General features: G+C 70.7%; 14 protein-coding genes. 7 read left to right on the forward strand and 7 right to left on the reverse strand.

Annotated features, from left to right (window positions below; genetic code table 11):
* Positions 1-118 precede the first annotated feature (118 nt).
* Complete coding sequence (locus ABT127_RS28325) at positions 119-2584, forward strand: DNA gyrase/topoisomerase IV subunit A (RefSeq protein ID WP_351455783.1); 2466 nt, start codon at positions 119-121, stop codon at positions 2582-2584.
* Positions 2585-2768: 184 nt separating this feature from the next.
* Here ABT127_RS28325 and ABT127_RS28330 read toward each other — a convergent pair whose 3' ends face one another.
* Positions 2769-3839, reverse strand: coding sequence for a CobW family GTP-binding protein (locus ABT127_RS28330; protein WP_351455786.1), 1071 nt, complete (start codon positions 3837-3839; stop codon positions 2769-2771).
* Positions 3840-4158: 319 nt separating this feature from the next.
* On the opposite strand from ABT127_RS28330, the gene ABT127_RS28335 reads away from it, so the two are divergent.
* A complete protein-coding gene (locus tag ABT127_RS28335; RefSeq protein ID WP_351455788.1) occupies positions 4159-4734 on the forward strand; it encodes a DUF6082 family protein in 576 nt (191 codons plus the stop codon).
* 202 nt (positions 4735-4936) lie between these two features.
* Positions 4937-5176: a hypothetical protein gene (locus tag ABT127_RS28340; RefSeq protein WP_351455791.1), complete on the forward strand. Its 240-nt coding sequence runs from the start codon at positions 4937-4939 to the stop codon at positions 5174-5176.
* Between the two features lie 149 nt (positions 5177-5325).
* On the opposite strand, the gene ABT127_RS28345 is transcribed toward ABT127_RS28340, so the two are convergent.
* The gene (locus ABT127_RS28345) at positions 5326-6495 is read right to left on the reverse strand and encodes a citrate synthase (protein WP_351455793.1); all 1170 of its coding nucleotides are present in this window, start codon (positions 6493-6495) and stop codon (positions 5326-5328) included.
* Between the two features lie 97 nt (positions 6496-6592).
* Between ABT127_RS28345 and ABT127_RS28350 the strand changes: the two genes are divergently transcribed.
* From ABT127_RS28350 to ABT127_RS28365, 4 genes are all read left to right on the forward strand, one after another.
* A complete protein-coding gene (locus tag ABT127_RS28350; RefSeq protein ID WP_351455796.1) occupies positions 6593-7870 on the forward strand; it encodes a citrate synthase in 1278 nt (425 codons plus the stop codon).
* Between the two features lie 27 nt (positions 7871-7897).
* Positions 7898-8824 (forward strand): ferredoxin family protein, encoded by a 927-nt coding sequence (locus ABT127_RS28355; RefSeq protein WP_351455799.1) that lies wholly within the window; start codon positions 7898-7900, stop codon positions 8822-8824.
* Positions 8825-8977: 153 nt separating this feature from the next.
* Positions 8978-10645 carry an ATP-binding protein gene (locus ABT127_RS28360; RefSeq protein WP_351455802.1) on the forward strand — a complete coding sequence of 556 codons (1668 nt, stop codon included), beginning with the start codon at positions 8978-8980 and terminating at the stop codon, positions 10643-10645.
* Positions 10642-11400 carry a response regulator gene (locus ABT127_RS28365; RefSeq protein ID WP_351455805.1) on the forward strand — a complete coding sequence of 253 codons (759 nt, stop codon included), beginning with the start codon at positions 10642-10644 and terminating at the stop codon, positions 11398-11400. Before ABT127_RS28360 ends, ABT127_RS28365 begins: the two co-directional genes overlap by 4 nt.
* 86 nt (positions 11401-11486) lie before the next feature.
* Here the strand turns inward: ABT127_RS28365 and ABT127_RS28370 are convergent, their stop codons facing one another.
* The 5 genes from ABT127_RS28370 to ABT127_RS28390 form a co-directional block, all read right to left on the reverse strand.
* Positions 11487-13097 (reverse strand): monocarboxylic acid transporter, encoded by a 1611-nt coding sequence (locus ABT127_RS28370; protein WP_351455808.1) that lies wholly within the window; start codon positions 13095-13097, stop codon positions 11487-11489.
* The gene (locus ABT127_RS28375) at positions 13094-13627 is read right to left on the reverse strand and encodes a DUF485 domain-containing protein (RefSeq protein WP_351455811.1); all 534 of its coding nucleotides are present in this window, start codon (positions 13625-13627) and stop codon (positions 13094-13096) included. The genes ABT127_RS28370 and ABT127_RS28375 overlap by 4 nt, the downstream gene beginning before the upstream one ends.
* A 74-nt stretch (positions 13628-13701) precedes the next feature.
* Positions 13702-14442 carry a response regulator transcription factor gene (locus tag ABT127_RS28380; protein WP_351455814.1) on the reverse strand — a complete coding sequence of 247 codons (741 nt, stop codon included), beginning with the start codon at positions 14440-14442 and terminating at the stop codon, positions 13702-13704.
* Positions 14439-15596, reverse strand: coding sequence for a sensor histidine kinase (locus ABT127_RS28385; protein WP_351455816.1), 1158 nt, complete (start codon positions 15594-15596; stop codon positions 14439-14441). Before ABT127_RS28385 ends, ABT127_RS28380 begins: the two co-directional genes overlap by 4 nt.
* On the reverse strand, positions 15593-16099 hold the full coding sequence (locus tag ABT127_RS28390; protein ID WP_351455819.1) for a DUF1453 domain-containing protein: 507 nt from the start codon (positions 16097-16099) through the stop codon (positions 15593-15595). Before ABT127_RS28390 ends, ABT127_RS28385 begins: the two co-directional genes overlap by 4 nt.
* Between the last annotated feature and the right edge of the window lie 99 nt (positions 16100-16198).

A 16198-nucleotide genomic window follows, 5' to 3' on the forward strand; every position in this document is an offset into this window, starting at 1 on the left:
CCGTACCGCGCGGTACGGACGGGTCGCGAGCAGCGTTGTCAGTGGCGCGGTCCACAATGGTCCGCGACAGTTCCCGTTTCATGTACCCGTTCATGTTGGTGAAGGAGCCGCAGCAGCGATGGCCCGCCGCAGCACGAAGACCCCGCGACCCGATGACGACGCTGCCTTCGAGGAGAGGATCCTCGACATCGACGTGGTCGACGAAATGCAGGGCTCCTACCTGGAGTACGCGTACTCGGTCATCTACTCCCGCGCCCTGCCCGACGCGCGCGACGGGATGAAGCCCGTCCACCGCCGCATCGTCTACCAGATGAACGAGATGGGGCTGCGCCCCGAGCGCGGCTATGTGAAGTGCGCCCGCGTGGTCGGCGAGGTCATGGGTAAGTTGCACCCTCATGGCGACGCGTCGATCTACGACGCGCTGGTGCGTCTGGCCCAGCCGTTCTCCATGCGCGTCCCGCTGGTGGACGGGCACGGCAACTTCGGCTCGCTGGGCAATGACGACCGCCCGGCCGCCATGCGGTACACCGAGTGCCGCCCGGACGCCGCCGCGGCCCTGATGACCGACTCGATCGACGAGAACACGGTCGACTTCGCGCCGAACTACGACGGCCAGGAGCAGGAGCCCCTGGTCCTCCCGGCGGCCTACCCGAACCTGCTGGTGAACGGCGCGTCGGGCATCGCGGTCGGCATGGCGACGAACATGCCGCCGCACAACCTGGGCGAAGTGATCGCCGCCGCGCGGCACTTGATCAAGCACCCGGGGGCGGACCTCGAGACGCTCATGAAGTTCGTGCCCGGCCCCGACCTGCCGACCGGCGGCCGGATCGTCGGCCTGTCCGGCATCAAGGACGCCTACGAGTCGGGGCGCGGCACCTTCAAGATCCGCGCGACGGTCGCGGTGGAGACCGTCACGGCGCGCCGCAAGGGCATCGTCGTCACGGAGCTGCCCTTCGCGGTCGGCCCCGAGAAGGTCATCACGAAGATCAAGGAACTGGTCGGCGCGAAGAAGCTCCAGGGCATCGCCGACGTCAAGGACCTCACCGACCGCGAGCACGGCCTGCGTCTCGTCATCGAGATCAAGAACGGCTTCGTGCCGGAGGCCGTCCTGGAGCAGCTCTACAAGCTGACGCCGATGGAGGAGTCCTTCGGCATCAACAATGTGGCGCTGGTCGACGGGCAGCCGCTCACCCTCGGCCTCAAGGAGCTCCTCGAGGTCTACCTGGACCACCGTTTCACCGTGGTGCGCCGCCGCAGCGAGTTCCGCCGCAGCAAGAAGCAGGACCGGCTCCACCTGGTGGAGGGCCTGCTGGTCGCCCTGGTCGACATCGACGAGGTCATCCGCATCATCCGCTCCAGTGAGAACAGCGCGGAGGCCAAGCAGCGCCTCATCGAGCGCTTCTCGCTGAGCGAGATCCAGACGCAGTACATCCTGGACACCCCGCTGCGCCGGCTCACCAAGTTCGACCGCATCGAGCTGGACGCGGAGCGCGACAAGCTCAACGGCGAGATCGACGAGCTGACCGGGATCCTCGACTCGGACGCCGAGCTGCGCAAGCTGGTCTCCACCGAACTGGCCTCGGTGGCGAAGAAGTTCGGCTCCGACCGGCGCACGGTCCTCCTGGAGTCCGCGGGCACCCCCGTCGCCTCGGTGTCGCTGCAGGTGGCCGACGACCCGTGCCGCGTGCTGCTCTCCTCGACCGGCCTGCTGGCCCGTACGGCGAACGGCGAGCCGTTCGCCGAGGACGAGGGCGCCAAGCGCGTCAAGCACGATCTGATCGTCTCCGCGGTACCGGCCACGGCCCGGGGCGAGATCGGTGTGGTCACCTCCACGGGCCGTCTGCTGCGGCTGAACGTGATCGATCTGCCGCAGCTCCCGGACACGGCGTCCGTGCCGAACCTGTCCGGCGGTGCGCCGATCTCCGAGTTCCTGTCCTCCCTGGAGGCCGACGAGAAGGTCATCTGCCTGATGACGCTCGACGAGTCGTCACCGGGTCTGGCCATCGGCACCGAGCAGGGTGTGGTCAAGCGCGTGGTGCCCGACTATCCGGCCAACAAGGAGGAGCTGGAGGTCATCACCCTCAAGGACAACGACCGGATCGTGGGCGCGATCGAGTTGCGGACGGGCGAGGAGGATCTGGTCTTCGTCACGGACGACGCGCAGTTGCTGCGCTTCCAGGCGTCCATCGTGCGCCCGCAGGGCCGTCCCGCGGGCGGCATGGCCGGTGTGAAGCTGGCGACCGGCGCGAAGGTCATCTCGTTCACGGCGGTCGATCCCGCGGTCGACGCGGTGGTGTTCACGGTGGCCGGTTCGCGCGGCACGCTCGACGACTCGGTGCAGACGACGGCGAAGCTGACGCCGTTCGACCAGTACCCGAGGAAGGGCCGCGCCACGGGCGGTGTGCGCTGCCAGCGGTTCCTGAAGGGCGAGGACTGTCTGAGCCTGGCCTGGGCAGGACCGGCGCCCGCGCGCGCGGCGCAGAAGAACGGCACCCCGGCCGAGCTGCCCGAGATGGATCCGCGCCGCGACGGCTCGGGCGTCTCGCTGGCGAAGACGGTGGCGGTGGTGGCGGGCCCCGTCTAGGGGCTGTCCGGCGGATCAGGTCGCAGCCCGGTCCGCCCGCGCATTTCTGTACTGGTGAGCGGGGTCTGGCGCGTCGAGCTGCAAGGCGGAGGAGGGCGTCGACGCGGAGCGTCGGCAACCGACGACAACGCCGCAGGTCGGCATGCCAGACCCCGCGCCCGCGACAAGATGCGCCGGACAGGCCCTAGAGGTCCGCTGTCTCCTTGTCCTGTACGTAGCGGAGAACGCCCCACATGCTGTGCTCGTCGGCAGTGTGCGGGGCGTCGCTCTCGCAGGCGGCGAGTGCGCGGTCGAGCGCCCCTGTGTCGACGCCCGCGCCGATGAGGACGAGCTGCGTCAGCCGCGGCCCGCCGCCCGGCCACGGTTCCGGATAGAAACGCAGGAACCGCCCGACGGCGTGTACGGCGTACCTGTTGCGCGGATCGAAGGCGCCGAAGTCGACGTACCCCTTGATGCGGTAGAGCCCCTCGGGCCGGCTGTCCAGGAAAGCCATCAGCCGCCGTGGGTCCATGGGCACTTCGGAGGTGAAGGAGACGCTCTCGTAGGCGTCGTGCAGATGCCCCTCGTGCGCCCCGTCCTCGCCGTGGCCGTGCCGGTGCAGATCGTCGAACGACAGCTGCCCGATCCGCTCCTCGCCCGGCCGGCAGTCGAAGAGCATCTCCGGGTCGACACGGCCGTACGACGCGGTGACCACGGCCGCGCTCTTCGCCGCCGCCCGGACGGCGTCGAGCACCCGCTCCCGCTCCGCCGTGTCCACCCTGTCGCCCTTGTTCACGACGACGAGGTCCGCGAGGCCCAGGTGCCGGGTCACCTCGGGATGCTTCTCGCGGGTGGTGTCGAACTCGGCGGCGTCGACGACCTCGACCAGGCCGCCGTAGACGATCCGCGGATTCTCACTGGCGAGCACCATCCGCACCAGTTCCTGCGGTTCCGCGATCCCGCTGGCCTCGATCACGATGACGTCAATGGCGTGCATGTCATTGACGGGACGAGTCAACTTGTCCAGATAGACGTCAAGTTCACTCGCGTCCACGGCACAGCACAGACACCCGTTCCCGAGCGACACGGTCGAGTCGCCCAGCTGGCCCGCGACGGCCATCGCGTCGATCTCGATGGACCCGAAGTCATTGACGATCGCGCCGATGCGCGTCCCCCCGCTGCGGTGGAGCAGGTGGTTCAGCAGCGTGGTCTTCCCCGATCCCAGGAAGCCCGCCAGGACGACGACAGGGATCTGCGACGGGTTCGCCTTGCTCAACGCGCGACCTCTCTCACACCGGGGCGCGACCGGGTCGGCGGCGGCCGGGTCTCGTACGAAGGATGAATGCCGCTCCCAGGATACGAGCGCGGAGAAAGATGGCGGAGTGAACGATTGCTAACGCCGCTCCCGGGGCAGATGTCTGGACATGGCGCCGGTTTGCCCCAGTACCCTTCCGCGCGCCTTCTCTCCGCCTCCCTGCCGATCAGAGCCGCTCGGCATCCGGGAGGGCCAAGCGCACCGCCTACTGCTCGCCGGTTCTCCACACGTCGACCACCACCCGACGACCGGCGGACGGTCGCCTGAATCGGGGGTTGACATGGCCACACTCGCAAGCGGCAGGCGCTGGTGGGAGCGCGCCACCGAAGTGAGCGTCGCAGCAGTGGCGGCAGGAGCCTGCGCCGCCCTCCTGGCACGACGCCATCGACCAGGCACATGTCACCCACATGCCGACCGGCTGCGGCAGCACGACATGACGCGGCTCCACCTCAATCTGGCTCACCAGCAGCGCCTCCACTGGGAGTTGCTGAAGAAGGCGATCGACGACCCCGACCTCGCCAAGGTCCTGGACGTCTTCGACCCACCACCGCCCGCGGACAAGCTCCGGCAGTACCTCTTCGCCAACGCCCTGTACACCAACGCGCTGTTCTACCACCGCATCGGCAACATCAGCCGCAGCGAGCTGTTCGGGTACATGCGCGGACTGCTGCAGAACGACACCGTCAGGGAGTACTGGATCGCGACCCGCGGTCAGCGGGCCACGCTGCGGCACGGATCGGACGAAGCCGAGATCGGGCACATGATCGACGACCTGCTGCAGGAGTTGGACGACGCCGACAGCGATGAATGGTGGGTGGCCGGGACGCCGCCGGACAGCCCCGAGTCACCCAACTGACTCGTTATAGCGGGCCCTGGGCCATTACGAATCCGGTACGCTCCGCGTTGTCCATGGCGCCGAAGGCGCCGACCTGCAAGCCACCAGCTTCGGGCGGTTCCAAGGTCTACCACTGCTGCCGCCGGTTGCCGAGCGCGCCCACAAAGCCTCTCGCTCGCCTTGACGCAACGGTGCTCCGTCCTAGAAATCAAGGGAAACAAGAGTGAGCCAGATCATCCGACGGATCGGTGTGCCTCCCCACGCCCGAGGCAGCGTGGGAGGCGGGAACTGTCCGGACATCTTCGAGCTGTCCGACGGGAACTTCGCCGTCATCGGCACCGAGGCCACAGCGGCACTCCAGGGTGAGCTCCCCGCAGACGCCGGGGTCGCCGACTACGAGCGGATCGTGATCGTCAGCCGCGAAACGCTCGTCAAGGCGAAGAAGGACATTCCGAACCTCTGACTCCGCGCGTCGGCGCACCGAGGAGACCTTGCCCGGCGACACCGCCGAAGGCCGGCCGAACCGTGTCTGCGAGCGCGACACGCACTCCGAGCACGTCGGCCCTCTCGTCGGAGGAGTCACGGACAACCGGGCAAGGCACCTCCAGTACGTCAGCGCACGGGCGGCACCGCCACCGGCGGTTCCGCCCCCACATAGCGCGCCGCAGGCCTGATGATCTTCGGGTCCTGAGCCTGCTCGAGGATGTTGGCGCTCCAGCCGACGACCCGCGCCGCGGCGAACGTCGGGGTGAACATGGTGCGCGGCAGGCCGCACAGCTCCATGACCACGCCCGCGTAGAACTCCACGTTCGTGTGCAGTTCACGGCCCGGCTTCAGCTCGGCGAGGATCGCCTCGACATGGCGCTCGACCTCGACCGCGAACTCCACCAGCGGCCCGCCGAACCCCTCCGCGATCCCGCGCAGCATCCGTGAACGCGGGTCCTCCGTGCGGTAGACGGGGTGTCCGAAGCCCATGATCCGGTCACCGGCCAGGACCCGCTCGCGGATCCACGAGTCGATGCGGTCCGGAGTGCCGATCGCGTCCAGGGTGTCGAGCGCACGGCTGGGCGCGCCGCCGTGCAGCGGCCCGGACAGCGCCCCGATCGCGCCGACCAGACAGGCGGCGACGTCCGCGCCGGTCGACGTGATGACGCGTGCCGTGAACGTTGACGCATTGAAACCGTGGTCAATGGTGGAGATGAGGTACTGCTCCACGGCTCGCGCGTGCGCAGGATCCGGCTCCGAACCCGTGAGCATGTACAGGTAGTTGGCCGCGTAGGAGAGGTCCGCGCGCGGCTCCACCGGATCGAGCCCTTCGGCGAGCCGGTGCAGCGCGGTGAGCATCGTGGGAACCACGGCGGCCGCGGCGAGGGTGTCCTCGCGGCGCCGGTCGGCATCGATGTCGTAGACGGGCCGGAAGCCGCGGGAGGCGCCGAAGAGCGACAGGGCCGTACGGAGCCCGGCGAGCGGCCCCGACAGGGCACCGGCCCGGGCGATGGCGGGCAGCGCCGCGCGCACCTCGTCGGGAAGGGTGCGCAGTGCGGCGGTCTCACGGGCGAAGGCGGCCGACCGCTCCGCGTCGGGCAGTGCGCCGTGGATCATCAGGTGCCAGACGTCCTCGAAGCTGCGGCTCTGCGCGAGTTCGACGGCGGAGTACTGGCGGTAGTGGTAGAAGCCCTCACGTCCCCTGACATCCCCGAGCGTGGTGTCGGTGACGACGACACCGGCGAGCCCGCGCGGTACGTCGACGACAGGGGTGGCCGTGGTCCCGTTGATCGGCATGTTTCCTCCCTTTACTTGATTCGACTGTCCATGCTTGACTCGATCTCTGTCAATATTGATTCAATCAACCTATTGCCGTCCGGATACGGTGACGCACATGAGGGATCAGGAACCGGGACCGCCGCCCACCACCCGTCCATCTCGTCGGCTGAGCACCAGGGAGACCGCCGAGCTCCTCGGCGTGAAACCCGAGACGGTGTACGCGTACGTGAGCCGGGGACAGCTCACGAGCCGGCGCGGCGAGGGCAGGCGCGGCAGCACCTTCGACGCCACCGAGGTCGAGGCCCTGGCCCGTCGCAACAAGCGCGAGAGCACGACGGGTTCGGCGGCGAACGAGCTGACGGTGCGCACCCGCCTCACCCTCATCGACGCGGACAGGTACTTCTTCCGGGGGGTCGATGCCGTGGAGCTCGCGAAGCGTCACTCCTACGAGGAGGTGGCGGAGTGGCTGTGGACCGGGACCCTGCGCCCCGGCGCCCGGTTCACCGCCCCGAAGGAGTCCCGCGCCGCGGCCGCGCGCGCGGTGGCCGCGCTGCCCGAATTCACGAGTCCCGTGGACCGGTTGCGGGTCGCGGCCGTCGCCGCCGCCACCGCCGACCCGCTGCGCTACGACCTGTCCGAGGAGTCCGTCCTCGGCGCCGCGCGCTCCCTCATCCCGACGCTCGCGACCGCCCTGCCCCTGGTGAGGTCCACGTACGCCGACGGTGAACCGATCGCGCGGCGGCTGTGGGGCCGGCTGTCCCACAAGATGCCCGACGAGGCGTCCCTGCGCGTTCTCGACATGGCCCTCGCCCTGCTCGCCGACCACGACCTCGCCGCCTCGACACTCGCCGTCCGTGTGGCGGCGTCGGCGCGCGCGCACGCGTACGCGGCCGTCTCCGCGGGGCTGGGCGTCCTGGAGGGGCCCCTGCACGGCGCGGCGAGCGGCCTGGCCCACCGGATGCTCCTCGACGTCCTGGACCGCGGCGGCGCGGGACCGGTGGTCTCCGACGAACTGCGCGCCGGGCGCCGCGTCCCCGGGCTCGGGCACCGTCTCTACCGGGGCGAGGATCCGCGCGCGCAGGCGCTGTTCGCGGCGTTGGAGGAACTGCCCGGGGCGCGGCCCGCGCTGGCCGCCGCCCGTGACGTGGTGGCGACGACGGCCCGCCACACCGATCTGCACGCCAACGTGGACCTCGCGCTCGCCGTGTTCACGGCCTCCTCCGGAATGCCGGCCGAGGCGGGCGAGACGCTGTTCGCCGTCGCACGCACCGCGGGCTGGATCGCCCACGCCATGGAGGAGTACGGGGAACGGCCGCTGCGGATGCGGCCCACGGGCCACTACGTGGGCGCGCGTCCACCGCAGCCCCTGCCCGCGCCACCGGGGCAGGAGTGATCGCCGGAGCGGATTAGGCTGCCCTGTGTGAGTACGTGCACGACCGCCTCGCGGGATCTCGACGAACCTCTCGCGGGAACCGCGGCCACCGCCCGGACCTGGCTGCTGATCGAGCAGTCGGGCCCCTGGGGCGCCAAGGCCCTGACCTCCAGCCACCTCGACCCCGAGGTGGGACGCGCCCTGGAGGCGGCCGCCGAAGGCACCGGCGTCCGCGTCGCACTCGTGCGCCGCCCCGGCCGGCACGCGGACCGCCACGGACAGCCGCGGCGTCAGGTGTACGTCGCCCACACCGCTCCCGGTGACGCCTGGCTGCGCAGCGCCACGATCACGGCTCCCGAGGAGTTGCTCGCACTCGACTTCGCCGCTCTGGGGGCGGGTGTTCACGGCGGCTTCGGCACGCCCCACCAGGGTGCTCCGCTCGCGCTCGTCTGCACGAACGGAAAGCGCGACCGCTGCTGCGCCGTCCTGGGCAGACCGCTCGCCGCCGAACTCGCGCTCTCCGGCGAGGAGGGCGTCTGGGAGGTCACCCACCTCGGCGGCCACCGCTTCTCCCCCACCCTCCTGGTGCTGCCGTACGGCTACGCCTACGGAAGGTCCACGGCCGCGGAGGTGAAGGAGATCCTGCAGGCGGTCCGTACGGGCCGCGTCGTCACCGAGGGGTGCCGTGGCAGCTCCGCCTGGGACCGCCCCGGTCAGGCGGCGGAGCTCGCGGTGCGCAGGGCCGCCCGCGAGGACGCCGCCGACGCTCTGACGGTCGTACGCACGGAGGCGGTGGAGGGCGACCTCCCGTGCTGGGAGGTGGCGCTCGCGCACGTCGACGGGCGCCGGTGGCAGGTCACGGTGGCTCAAGGGACGTCCGCGCCGCCGCGTCCCGAGAGCTGTGGTGCCGCCCTCGGATCACCGGCCCGCATGGACGTCGTGGAGGTGCGGGAGGTCTCCGCGCCTCTCGGCTGACGGGGTACGTGTGACGGGGTACGTGCCTCTACGGGCTCGGTTCCGGCTCGTTCGGACTCGTTCGGGGTCGTACGAGATGGGGTTCGGGCGTCGTAGGAGATCCGCGCCACACGGTGTTCGACGGGGACCCACGGGCCCGTACCGTTCGTCATCATGAGCACGACTTCCCCCGCCCGCCGCCTGCGTCTCGGCCTGCCCCGGCGCGTGTTCGCGCAGGTACTGGTCATGCAGCTGGCGATCGCGGCCGGTGTCGCCGTGCTCGCCACCGGGCTGTTCTTGGCGCCCCTGAGCGACCAGCTGGACGACCAGGCGATGCGGCGGGCACTGGCCATCGCGCAGACCACCGCGGCCCAGCCGCGGATCGCCGACGATCTGCGGTCCACGCGGCCCACGATCGGCGGGCCCGTGCAGGCCGCGGCGGAGCGGATCCGGCGCGGCAGCGGCGCCGAGTACGTCGTGATCATGAACAAGAAGGGGGTGCGCTGGTCCCACCCCGACACCGCACAGGTCGGCAAGGTCGTCTCGACGGACCCCAGCGAGGCGCTGGAGGGCCACGACGTGATGCAGATCGACGACGGGACCCTGGGCCGCTCCGCGCGCGGCAAAGTGCCCCTGAGGGGCCGTGACGGCACCATCGTGGGCGCGGTGTCGGTCGGCATCGAGTACGACAGCGTCCGGGCCCGCCTCGTCCACGCGATCCCCGGCCTCTTCGCGTACGCGGGCGGAGCGCTGGCCGTCGGCGCGCTCGCCGCCTATCTGATCTCCCGCCGGATCCAGCGGCAGACACGCGACCTGGCCTTCTCGGACATCGCCGCGCTCCTGGCCGAGCGCGAGGCGATGCTGCACGGCATCCGGGAGGGTGTCGTCGCCCTGGACCGCGGTGGCCGCGTCCGGCTGCTGAACGACGAAGCGCAGCGGCTGCTCGGCCTCGACGCGGCGTCGATCGGACAGCCGCTGGAAACGGTGCTCGGCCCCGGGCGGACGGCCGAAGTGCTCGGGGGCCGGGTCGCCGGCACCGATCTGCTGACCGTGCGCGGCCAGCGCGTTCTGGTCGCCAACCGGATGCCCACGCACGACGGGGGCGCCGTCGCCACCCTGCGCGACCGGACCGAACTGGAGCAGCTCGGCCGCGAACTCGACTCCACACGCGGCCTGATCGACGCACTGCGCGCCCAGGACCACGAGCACGCCAACCACCTGCACACCCTGCTGGGGCTGCTGGAGCTGGAGATGTACGAGGACGCCGTGGAGTTCGTGGGCGAGGTGGTCGGCGACCACAGGGCGACCGCGGAGCAGGTCACCGAGAAGATCCACGATCCGCTGCTGGCCGCGCTGCTCGTCGGCAAGGCGTCCGTGGCGGCCGAGCGTGGCGTGGCCCTGTTGGTCTCCGACCGCACGCTGCTGCCCGACCGGCTGATCGATCCGCGCGGTCTGGTGACGGCGGTGGGCAATCTGGTCGACAACGCGCTGGACGCCGTCGCGGGCACCCCGCACGCGCGTGTGGAGGTCGAATTGCGTGCGGAGGGGACCACGGCGGTCGTGCGCGTGCGGGACACCGGACCCGGAATCCCCCGGGAGCAGAGGGAGTTGATCTTCACCGAGGGCTGGTCCACGAAGAAGCCGCCCGCGCACGGCAAGCGCGGCATCGGTCTGGCCCTGGTGCGCCGGCTGGCGGAGCGGCAGGGCGGCCGCGCCACGGTCACGACGGCCGACGGCGGCGGAGCCCTGTTCACGATCGTGCTGCCCGACGCCCTCACCGAACCGGCCTCCGGCGCCGAGCACGACGGCGCGGGCACCCTGGCGACGGAGGAGTCGCGATGAACCACGTACCGAACGCCGCAGCGACCGGCGCATCGACCGGCGCATCGGCCGCCGCACCGATCGAGGTCCTGGTCGTGGACGACGACACCCGGGTGGCCCGGGTCAATGCCGCGTACGTGGCGAAGGTCGCGGGATTCCGGGTCGTCGGCGAGGCGCACAACGCGGCCGACGCGCTGCGGATGGTGGAGGAGCGGCCCGGGATCGACCTGGTGCTCCTGGATCACTATCTGCCCGACGAGACGGGGCTCGACCTGGTGCGCGAGATGCGCCGGCGCGGCCACCAGACCGATGTGATCATGGTGACCGCGGCCCGTGACGTGGCCACGGTGCAGGCGGCGATGCGCCAGGGGGCGCTGCAGTACCTGGTCAAGCCGTTCGCGTTCGCCGGTCTGCGCGCCAAGCTGGAGGCGTACCTGGCGCTGCGGCACACCTTCGCGGGCGGCGGTGAGGCCGAACAGGCCCAGGTGGACCGGATCTTCGCCGCCCTCTCGGCGGCCGGGGCGCAGCCCGAGCTGCCCAAGGGGCACTCGCCGAGCACGGCGGAGCTGGTCCGCAGGACGCTGGTCGACGCCGAACGGGCGCTGTCCGCCCAGGAGATCGCCGACCTGACGGGCCTGAGCCGGCAGACCGCGCAGCGCTACCTGAAGCTGCTGGAGCGCACCGGCAGCGCGAAACTGACGCTGAAATACGGCGACGCGGGCCGCCCGGAGCATCTCTACGTCTGGGCGGACCCGCGCCGGAGGTCCGGAGCCTGACCCCGGCCCCACGAGGCCCCACGAGCACCCCGAGAACGGCCCCGACGGTCCGCCTGCGGCTGGTGCGGTCCGTCGGGGCCGTGGGCTCACACGGCGCCCGCGCCGGTGAGCGCCCGCACCTCGGTCTCCGCGTGCTTGGCGTCGTCCGGGGGCTCGTGCGAGGTCACGGTGCCCAACCAGCCCGCCAGGAAGCCCAGCGGGATGGAGACGAGGCCGGGGTTCTCCAGGGGGAAGTACTGGAAGTCGACGCCCGGGAACAGCGAGGTCGGGCTGCCCGAGACCACCGGCGACAGCACGACCAGCAGCAGCGCGGGCACCAGACCGCCGTATACCGACCATACCGCGCCGCGCGTCGTGAAGTTCCGCCAGAACAGCGAGTAGAGCAGCACCGGAAGATTGGCCGAGGCGGCCACGGCGAAGGCCAGACCGACCAGGAACGCCACGTTCAGATCACGGGCGAGCAGTCCGAGCGCGATGGCGAGCACGCCGATGCCGGCCGCGGCGACCCGTGCCACCGCGACCTCGCTGCGCTGCTTGCCCACCGGCTTTCCGGTCCGGTCACGACGCCGCAGCGAGGCGTACAGGTCGTGCGCGACGGACGCGGAGGAGGCCAGCGTGATCCCGGCGACGACGGCGAGGATCGTGGCGAAGGCGACCGCCGCGACGATCGCGAACAGCACGGTGCCGCCCGTGGAGTTGGCACCGCCGCCGAGGTCGAGGGCGAGCAGCGGGACCGCCGTGTTCCCCGCCGGGTTCGACTCCCGGACGGCGCTCGAGCCCACGATGGCGGCCGCGCCGAACCCGAGCACGATCGTCATCAGGTAGAAGCTGCCGATGAGCCCGATGGACCAGACGACGGAACGGCGTGCGGCCCGTGCGGTCGGCACCGTGTAGAAGCGCGACAGGATGTGCGGAAGACCGGCCGTGCCGAGTACCAGAGCGAGGCCCAGGCTGATGAAGTCGAAGCGGGCGGTCCAGCTTCCGCCGTACTTCAGACCGGGCACGAGGAAGTCGGATCCGTGCCCGCTGCGTGCCGCGGCGGCGCGCAGCAACTGGTCGAAGTCACCGTGGAATCGCGCCAGGACGAGCACCGTCAGCGCGATCGTGCCGCCCATGAGCAGAACGGCCTTCACGATCTGGATCCAGGTGGTGGCCCGCATCCCTCCCATCGATACGTAGATCACCATGAGCGCGCCGACACCGACGACGGTCCAGGCCTGCGCACCCCCGCTCTTCCCGCCGAGCAACAGCGCGACCAGGCTGCCCGCACCCACCATCTGTGCCACCAGATAGAGAACGGACACGGTGACCGAGGAAGTTCCCGCGGCGATGCGCACCGGGCGCTCCCGCATCCGCGCCGCGACCACGTCGGCGAGGGTGAACCGGCCGCAGTTGCGGACCAGTTCGGCGACCAGGAAGAGCACCACGAGCCAGGCCACGAGGAAGCCCACGGAATAGAGCAGCCCGTCGTATCCGAAAAGCGCGATCACTCCCGAGATGCCGAGGAACGAAGCCGCCGACATGTAGTCACCGGCAATGGCAAAGCCGTTCTCCATGGGAGAGAAGAGGCGACCGCCCGCGTAGAACTCCTCCGCCGATCCATGGCGGTTGCGACTCACCCATGTCGTGATCCCCAGCGTCACCGCCACGAAGGCGCTGAACAGCACCAATGCCAGGGTCTGATGCGTCCCGGTCACCACTGACCACCCTCGTTGCGAGCCGAAGCGTTCTTGCTCGCGGTGCTTGCGATGCCGCGTGTCATCTCCTGTGTGTCCCACCGCAGTTCGAGCGCGGGACGGTCACGGCGCAGCCGCGCGTGACGCACGTACAGCCACGTCAGCAGGAACGTGCTGGCGAACTGACCGAGCCCCGCCACCATCGCGACGTTCACCGCGCCCGTGACCTGCTGGGCCATCAGGCCCGGCGCGGTCGTGGCTGCCACCACGTACACCACGTACCAGATGAAGAAGACCACGCACGCGGGGACGACGAACCTCCGATAGCGCCTGCGCACTTCTTGGAAGGCCTCGCTGCGCTGCACTTCCAGATAGATGCCCGCCGCACTCCGCTGCTCCGGCACGGGCTGGGCGGGGACGGTCGGCGCCGGCCCGCCCGTGGCGTCCACATCGCCCCACCCCGAGGCCAGCGCGTCGTACCAGGGATCGCTGATTCCACCGCGATCACCGGCCCGGGGCTGCGCCGTCTCGCGCCCGTCTTGCTTCTCCACCGAACTCTCCTTGTCCGCGGCCCACTGCGGCCGCGACCCAAGGATGGACAGATCGGGAAGATCCTGGACTCAGCTCACAAGTCGTTCACCCCATTAGGTGATGGCAAAGTGCGGTTAGTTTCCGGTGGGTTCGCAAGCCCGTGCCGATATGCGTAACGCATCGCCTGCGCACGGTCCTTGAGGCCCGTTTTCGCGAACAGATTATTAATGTGCGTTTTCACCGTCGCGGTGGACACGTGGAGCGCCCTGGCGATCTCCTGGTTCGTCAGCCCGTCCGCGATGAGGCCAATGACCTCCGCCTCCCGCGCCGTGAGCCCGTCGGGCGGTTCCGTCGGCCCGGGCGCCGCCACGGGCTCGGGCCGCGCCAGCCTCTCCAGCAGCCTCCGCTGGATTCTCGGGGAGAGTCCGGCGTCACCGGACAGCACATTCTCGACGGCCTTGACGATCTCGTCGCCGCCCGCGTCCTTCGTGAGATATCCCCGTGCTCCCGCCGTGAGCGCGGGGAACAGCGACTCGTCATCGGCGTACGTGGTCAGAATGACGACCTGGGTCCCCGGATACCGGGCCCTGATCCGCCGGGTCGCCTCGACCCCGTCGCAGCGGGGCATGCGCAGATCCATCAGAACGACGTCGGGCGCCAGCTCGGCCACGAGCGCCAACGCCTCCTCTCCGTCGCCCCCGGAGCCGACCACCTCGATCCCGGGCAGCAGCCCGAGGAGCATCACGATGCCTTCGCGCACCACCGTCTGGTCGTCGATCACCACCACGCGGGCCGACGGCCTGCCCGCGCGCTCCCCCGCCTCGGCCCCGCTCACAGGGGCACCCTCAACATGACCACGAACCCCTCCTCGTACGGCCCTGCCTCGAGCGTCCCGCCCAGCAGCTCGGCACGCTCCCTCATCCCCAACAGACCGTAACCGGCACCACTGACAGTGAGCTCCGCACGCGGCCGGGTCGCCCCCGAGTCCCGCACCTCCAGGGCGACTTCGCGTGCCTCGTACGTCAGCCGCATCGCCGTCTTGGCTCCCGGAGCGTGCTTGCGTACGTTCGTCAGCGCCTCCTGGGCGACTCTGCGCACCGCCTGCGAGGACTCGGCGGGCAGCCTGCTGCGCTCGCCCTCCACCGTGAGCGTGGCGCCGTCCTCGGCGGCGACCAGCCCTTCGAGGAACTCCTCCAGTGGTGTCATCTCACCGCGCAGCGCCGACAGCGCCTGCCGGGTCTCGGTGAGACCGTCGCGGGCCATACCGCGTGCCGCCACGACCCGGTCCAGAATCTGCTGCCGGTCGGCGCCGCGCTCGATGAGGAGGCGTGCCGCCTCCAGGTGGACGAGCTGCGCGGAGAGGCTGTGCGCGAGCACGTCGTGGATCTCCCGGGCGATCCGGGCCCGCTCGGCGAGGGCCGCCGATTCGGCCTCCGCTGCCCTCGCCGCCCGCTCCTGCACCAGCAGGCGCTGCGCGCTGCCCCTGGCCTCGGCGTCCAGACGCAGGACGTATCCGGACAGGCACAGCCCCGCCATGATCGCCGCGGTGGTCAGCCACGGGTCCTGGTTGACGACGGCGAAGCCGGCGAGCGAGGCACCGGCGGCGGGGACCGCGGCCAGGAGTGGCATGCGCTGCAGAGCGGTGACGGCGCAGCCGCACCACAGGAGGGTGGACGGCCCGAGGAATCCGATGCGGTGCGTCACGACCGCGGCCAGCAGGAGCAGCGCGAGCAGGCCGAGCGAGGGCCACAACCGATGGGCCAGCGTCATCCAGTAGAAGCTCCAGGTCGCCGCCGCACAGGCGATCAGGCCCACCGGAGCGGCGGCGACGGCCCACGGGCCGACGTCGCGCTGCGCCACCGCGGTCCACAGCAGCGTGCCCACCAGGGCGATCCGCACCGCCCAGGAGAGCCAGCGCCGGGAGCGCGTCCGCCCCACGCGGGAGAGCGCCTCCCGCGTGGGCCACGTCGTCCAGAGACCGGAATTCACCTGTGGCCCTCCCCCACCGGCTGCGGGACGGCACCAACGTACGCCGCCTGCTCGTGACCGGCCCGCCACATCAGGACACCGGTACGAACCAGGAGCGAGAGGGCGAAGCCCAGCATGAACGACGAGCTGCCGAGGTGGACGCCCATCGCCAGGCCGACCCCGGCGACGGCCGCCCGGGCCGCGATACCCCCGACCCAGGTACCGGCGGTGGCCGCCGTGCCCCTGGTCCAGACATCCCCCCGCTCATCGGTCCAGATCCGGGTGGTGAACGCCCAGCCGATCCCTATGCCGATGCTGACCACCACCTCGACGGCGAGCAGGACCACCGACGCCGCGGTGTGCCGCGGGTCCATCAGGGAACCGTCACTGACCGCCACGAATCCGAGGATCAGGGGCAGCAGCCACCACTTGCGGCCCATCGCCAGGCGCTCGGTCCTGAACTGGCGCACGACGACGAGCGCGACGACGGCGACGATCACGAGAACTTCGGTCGGGCCGGACATGACTGCCTCCGGGGAGCGGTCGGAACGGAGTGGTTCAACACCGTCGACGCTACGGAAGAGTGCAGGTCAGGAGATCGGAGCCGGGGTGGATCGTGGGTG

Origin of the sequence: Streptomyces sp. NPDC001904 (assembly GCF_040297005.1) — a bacterium.
Lineage (GTDB): Bacteria > Actinomycetota > Actinomycetes > Streptomycetales > Streptomycetaceae > Streptomyces.

Excerpts from the sequence above, each read along its gene's own strand:
- ABT127_RS28325 (WP_351455783.1), top strand. The coding sequence starts at position 119 with ATGGCCCGCCGCAGCACGAAGACCCCGCGACCCGATGACGACGCTGCC.
- ABT127_RS28335 (WP_351455788.1), top strand. The coding sequence starts at position 4,159 with ATGGCCACACTCGCAAGCGGCAGGCGCTGGTGGGAGCGCGCCACCGAA.
- ABT127_RS28345 (WP_351455793.1), bottom strand. The coding sequence starts at position 6,495 with ATGCCGATCAACGGGACCACGGCCACCCCTGTCGTCGACGTACCGCGC.
- ABT127_RS28350 (WP_351455796.1), top strand. The coding sequence starts at position 6,593 with ATGAGGGATCAGGAACCGGGACCGCCGCCCACCACCCGTCCATCTCGT.
- ABT127_RS28360 (WP_351455802.1), top strand. The coding sequence starts at position 8,978 with ATGAGCACGACTTCCCCCGCCCGCCGCCTGCGTCTCGGCCTGCCCCGG.
- ABT127_RS28365 (WP_351455805.1), top strand. The coding sequence starts at position 10,642 with ATGAACCACGTACCGAACGCCGCAGCGACCGGCGCATCGACCGGCGCA.
- ABT127_RS28390 (WP_351455819.1), bottom strand. The coding sequence starts at position 16,099 with ATGTCCGGCCCGACCGAAGTTCTCGTGATCGTCGCCGTCGTCGCGCTC.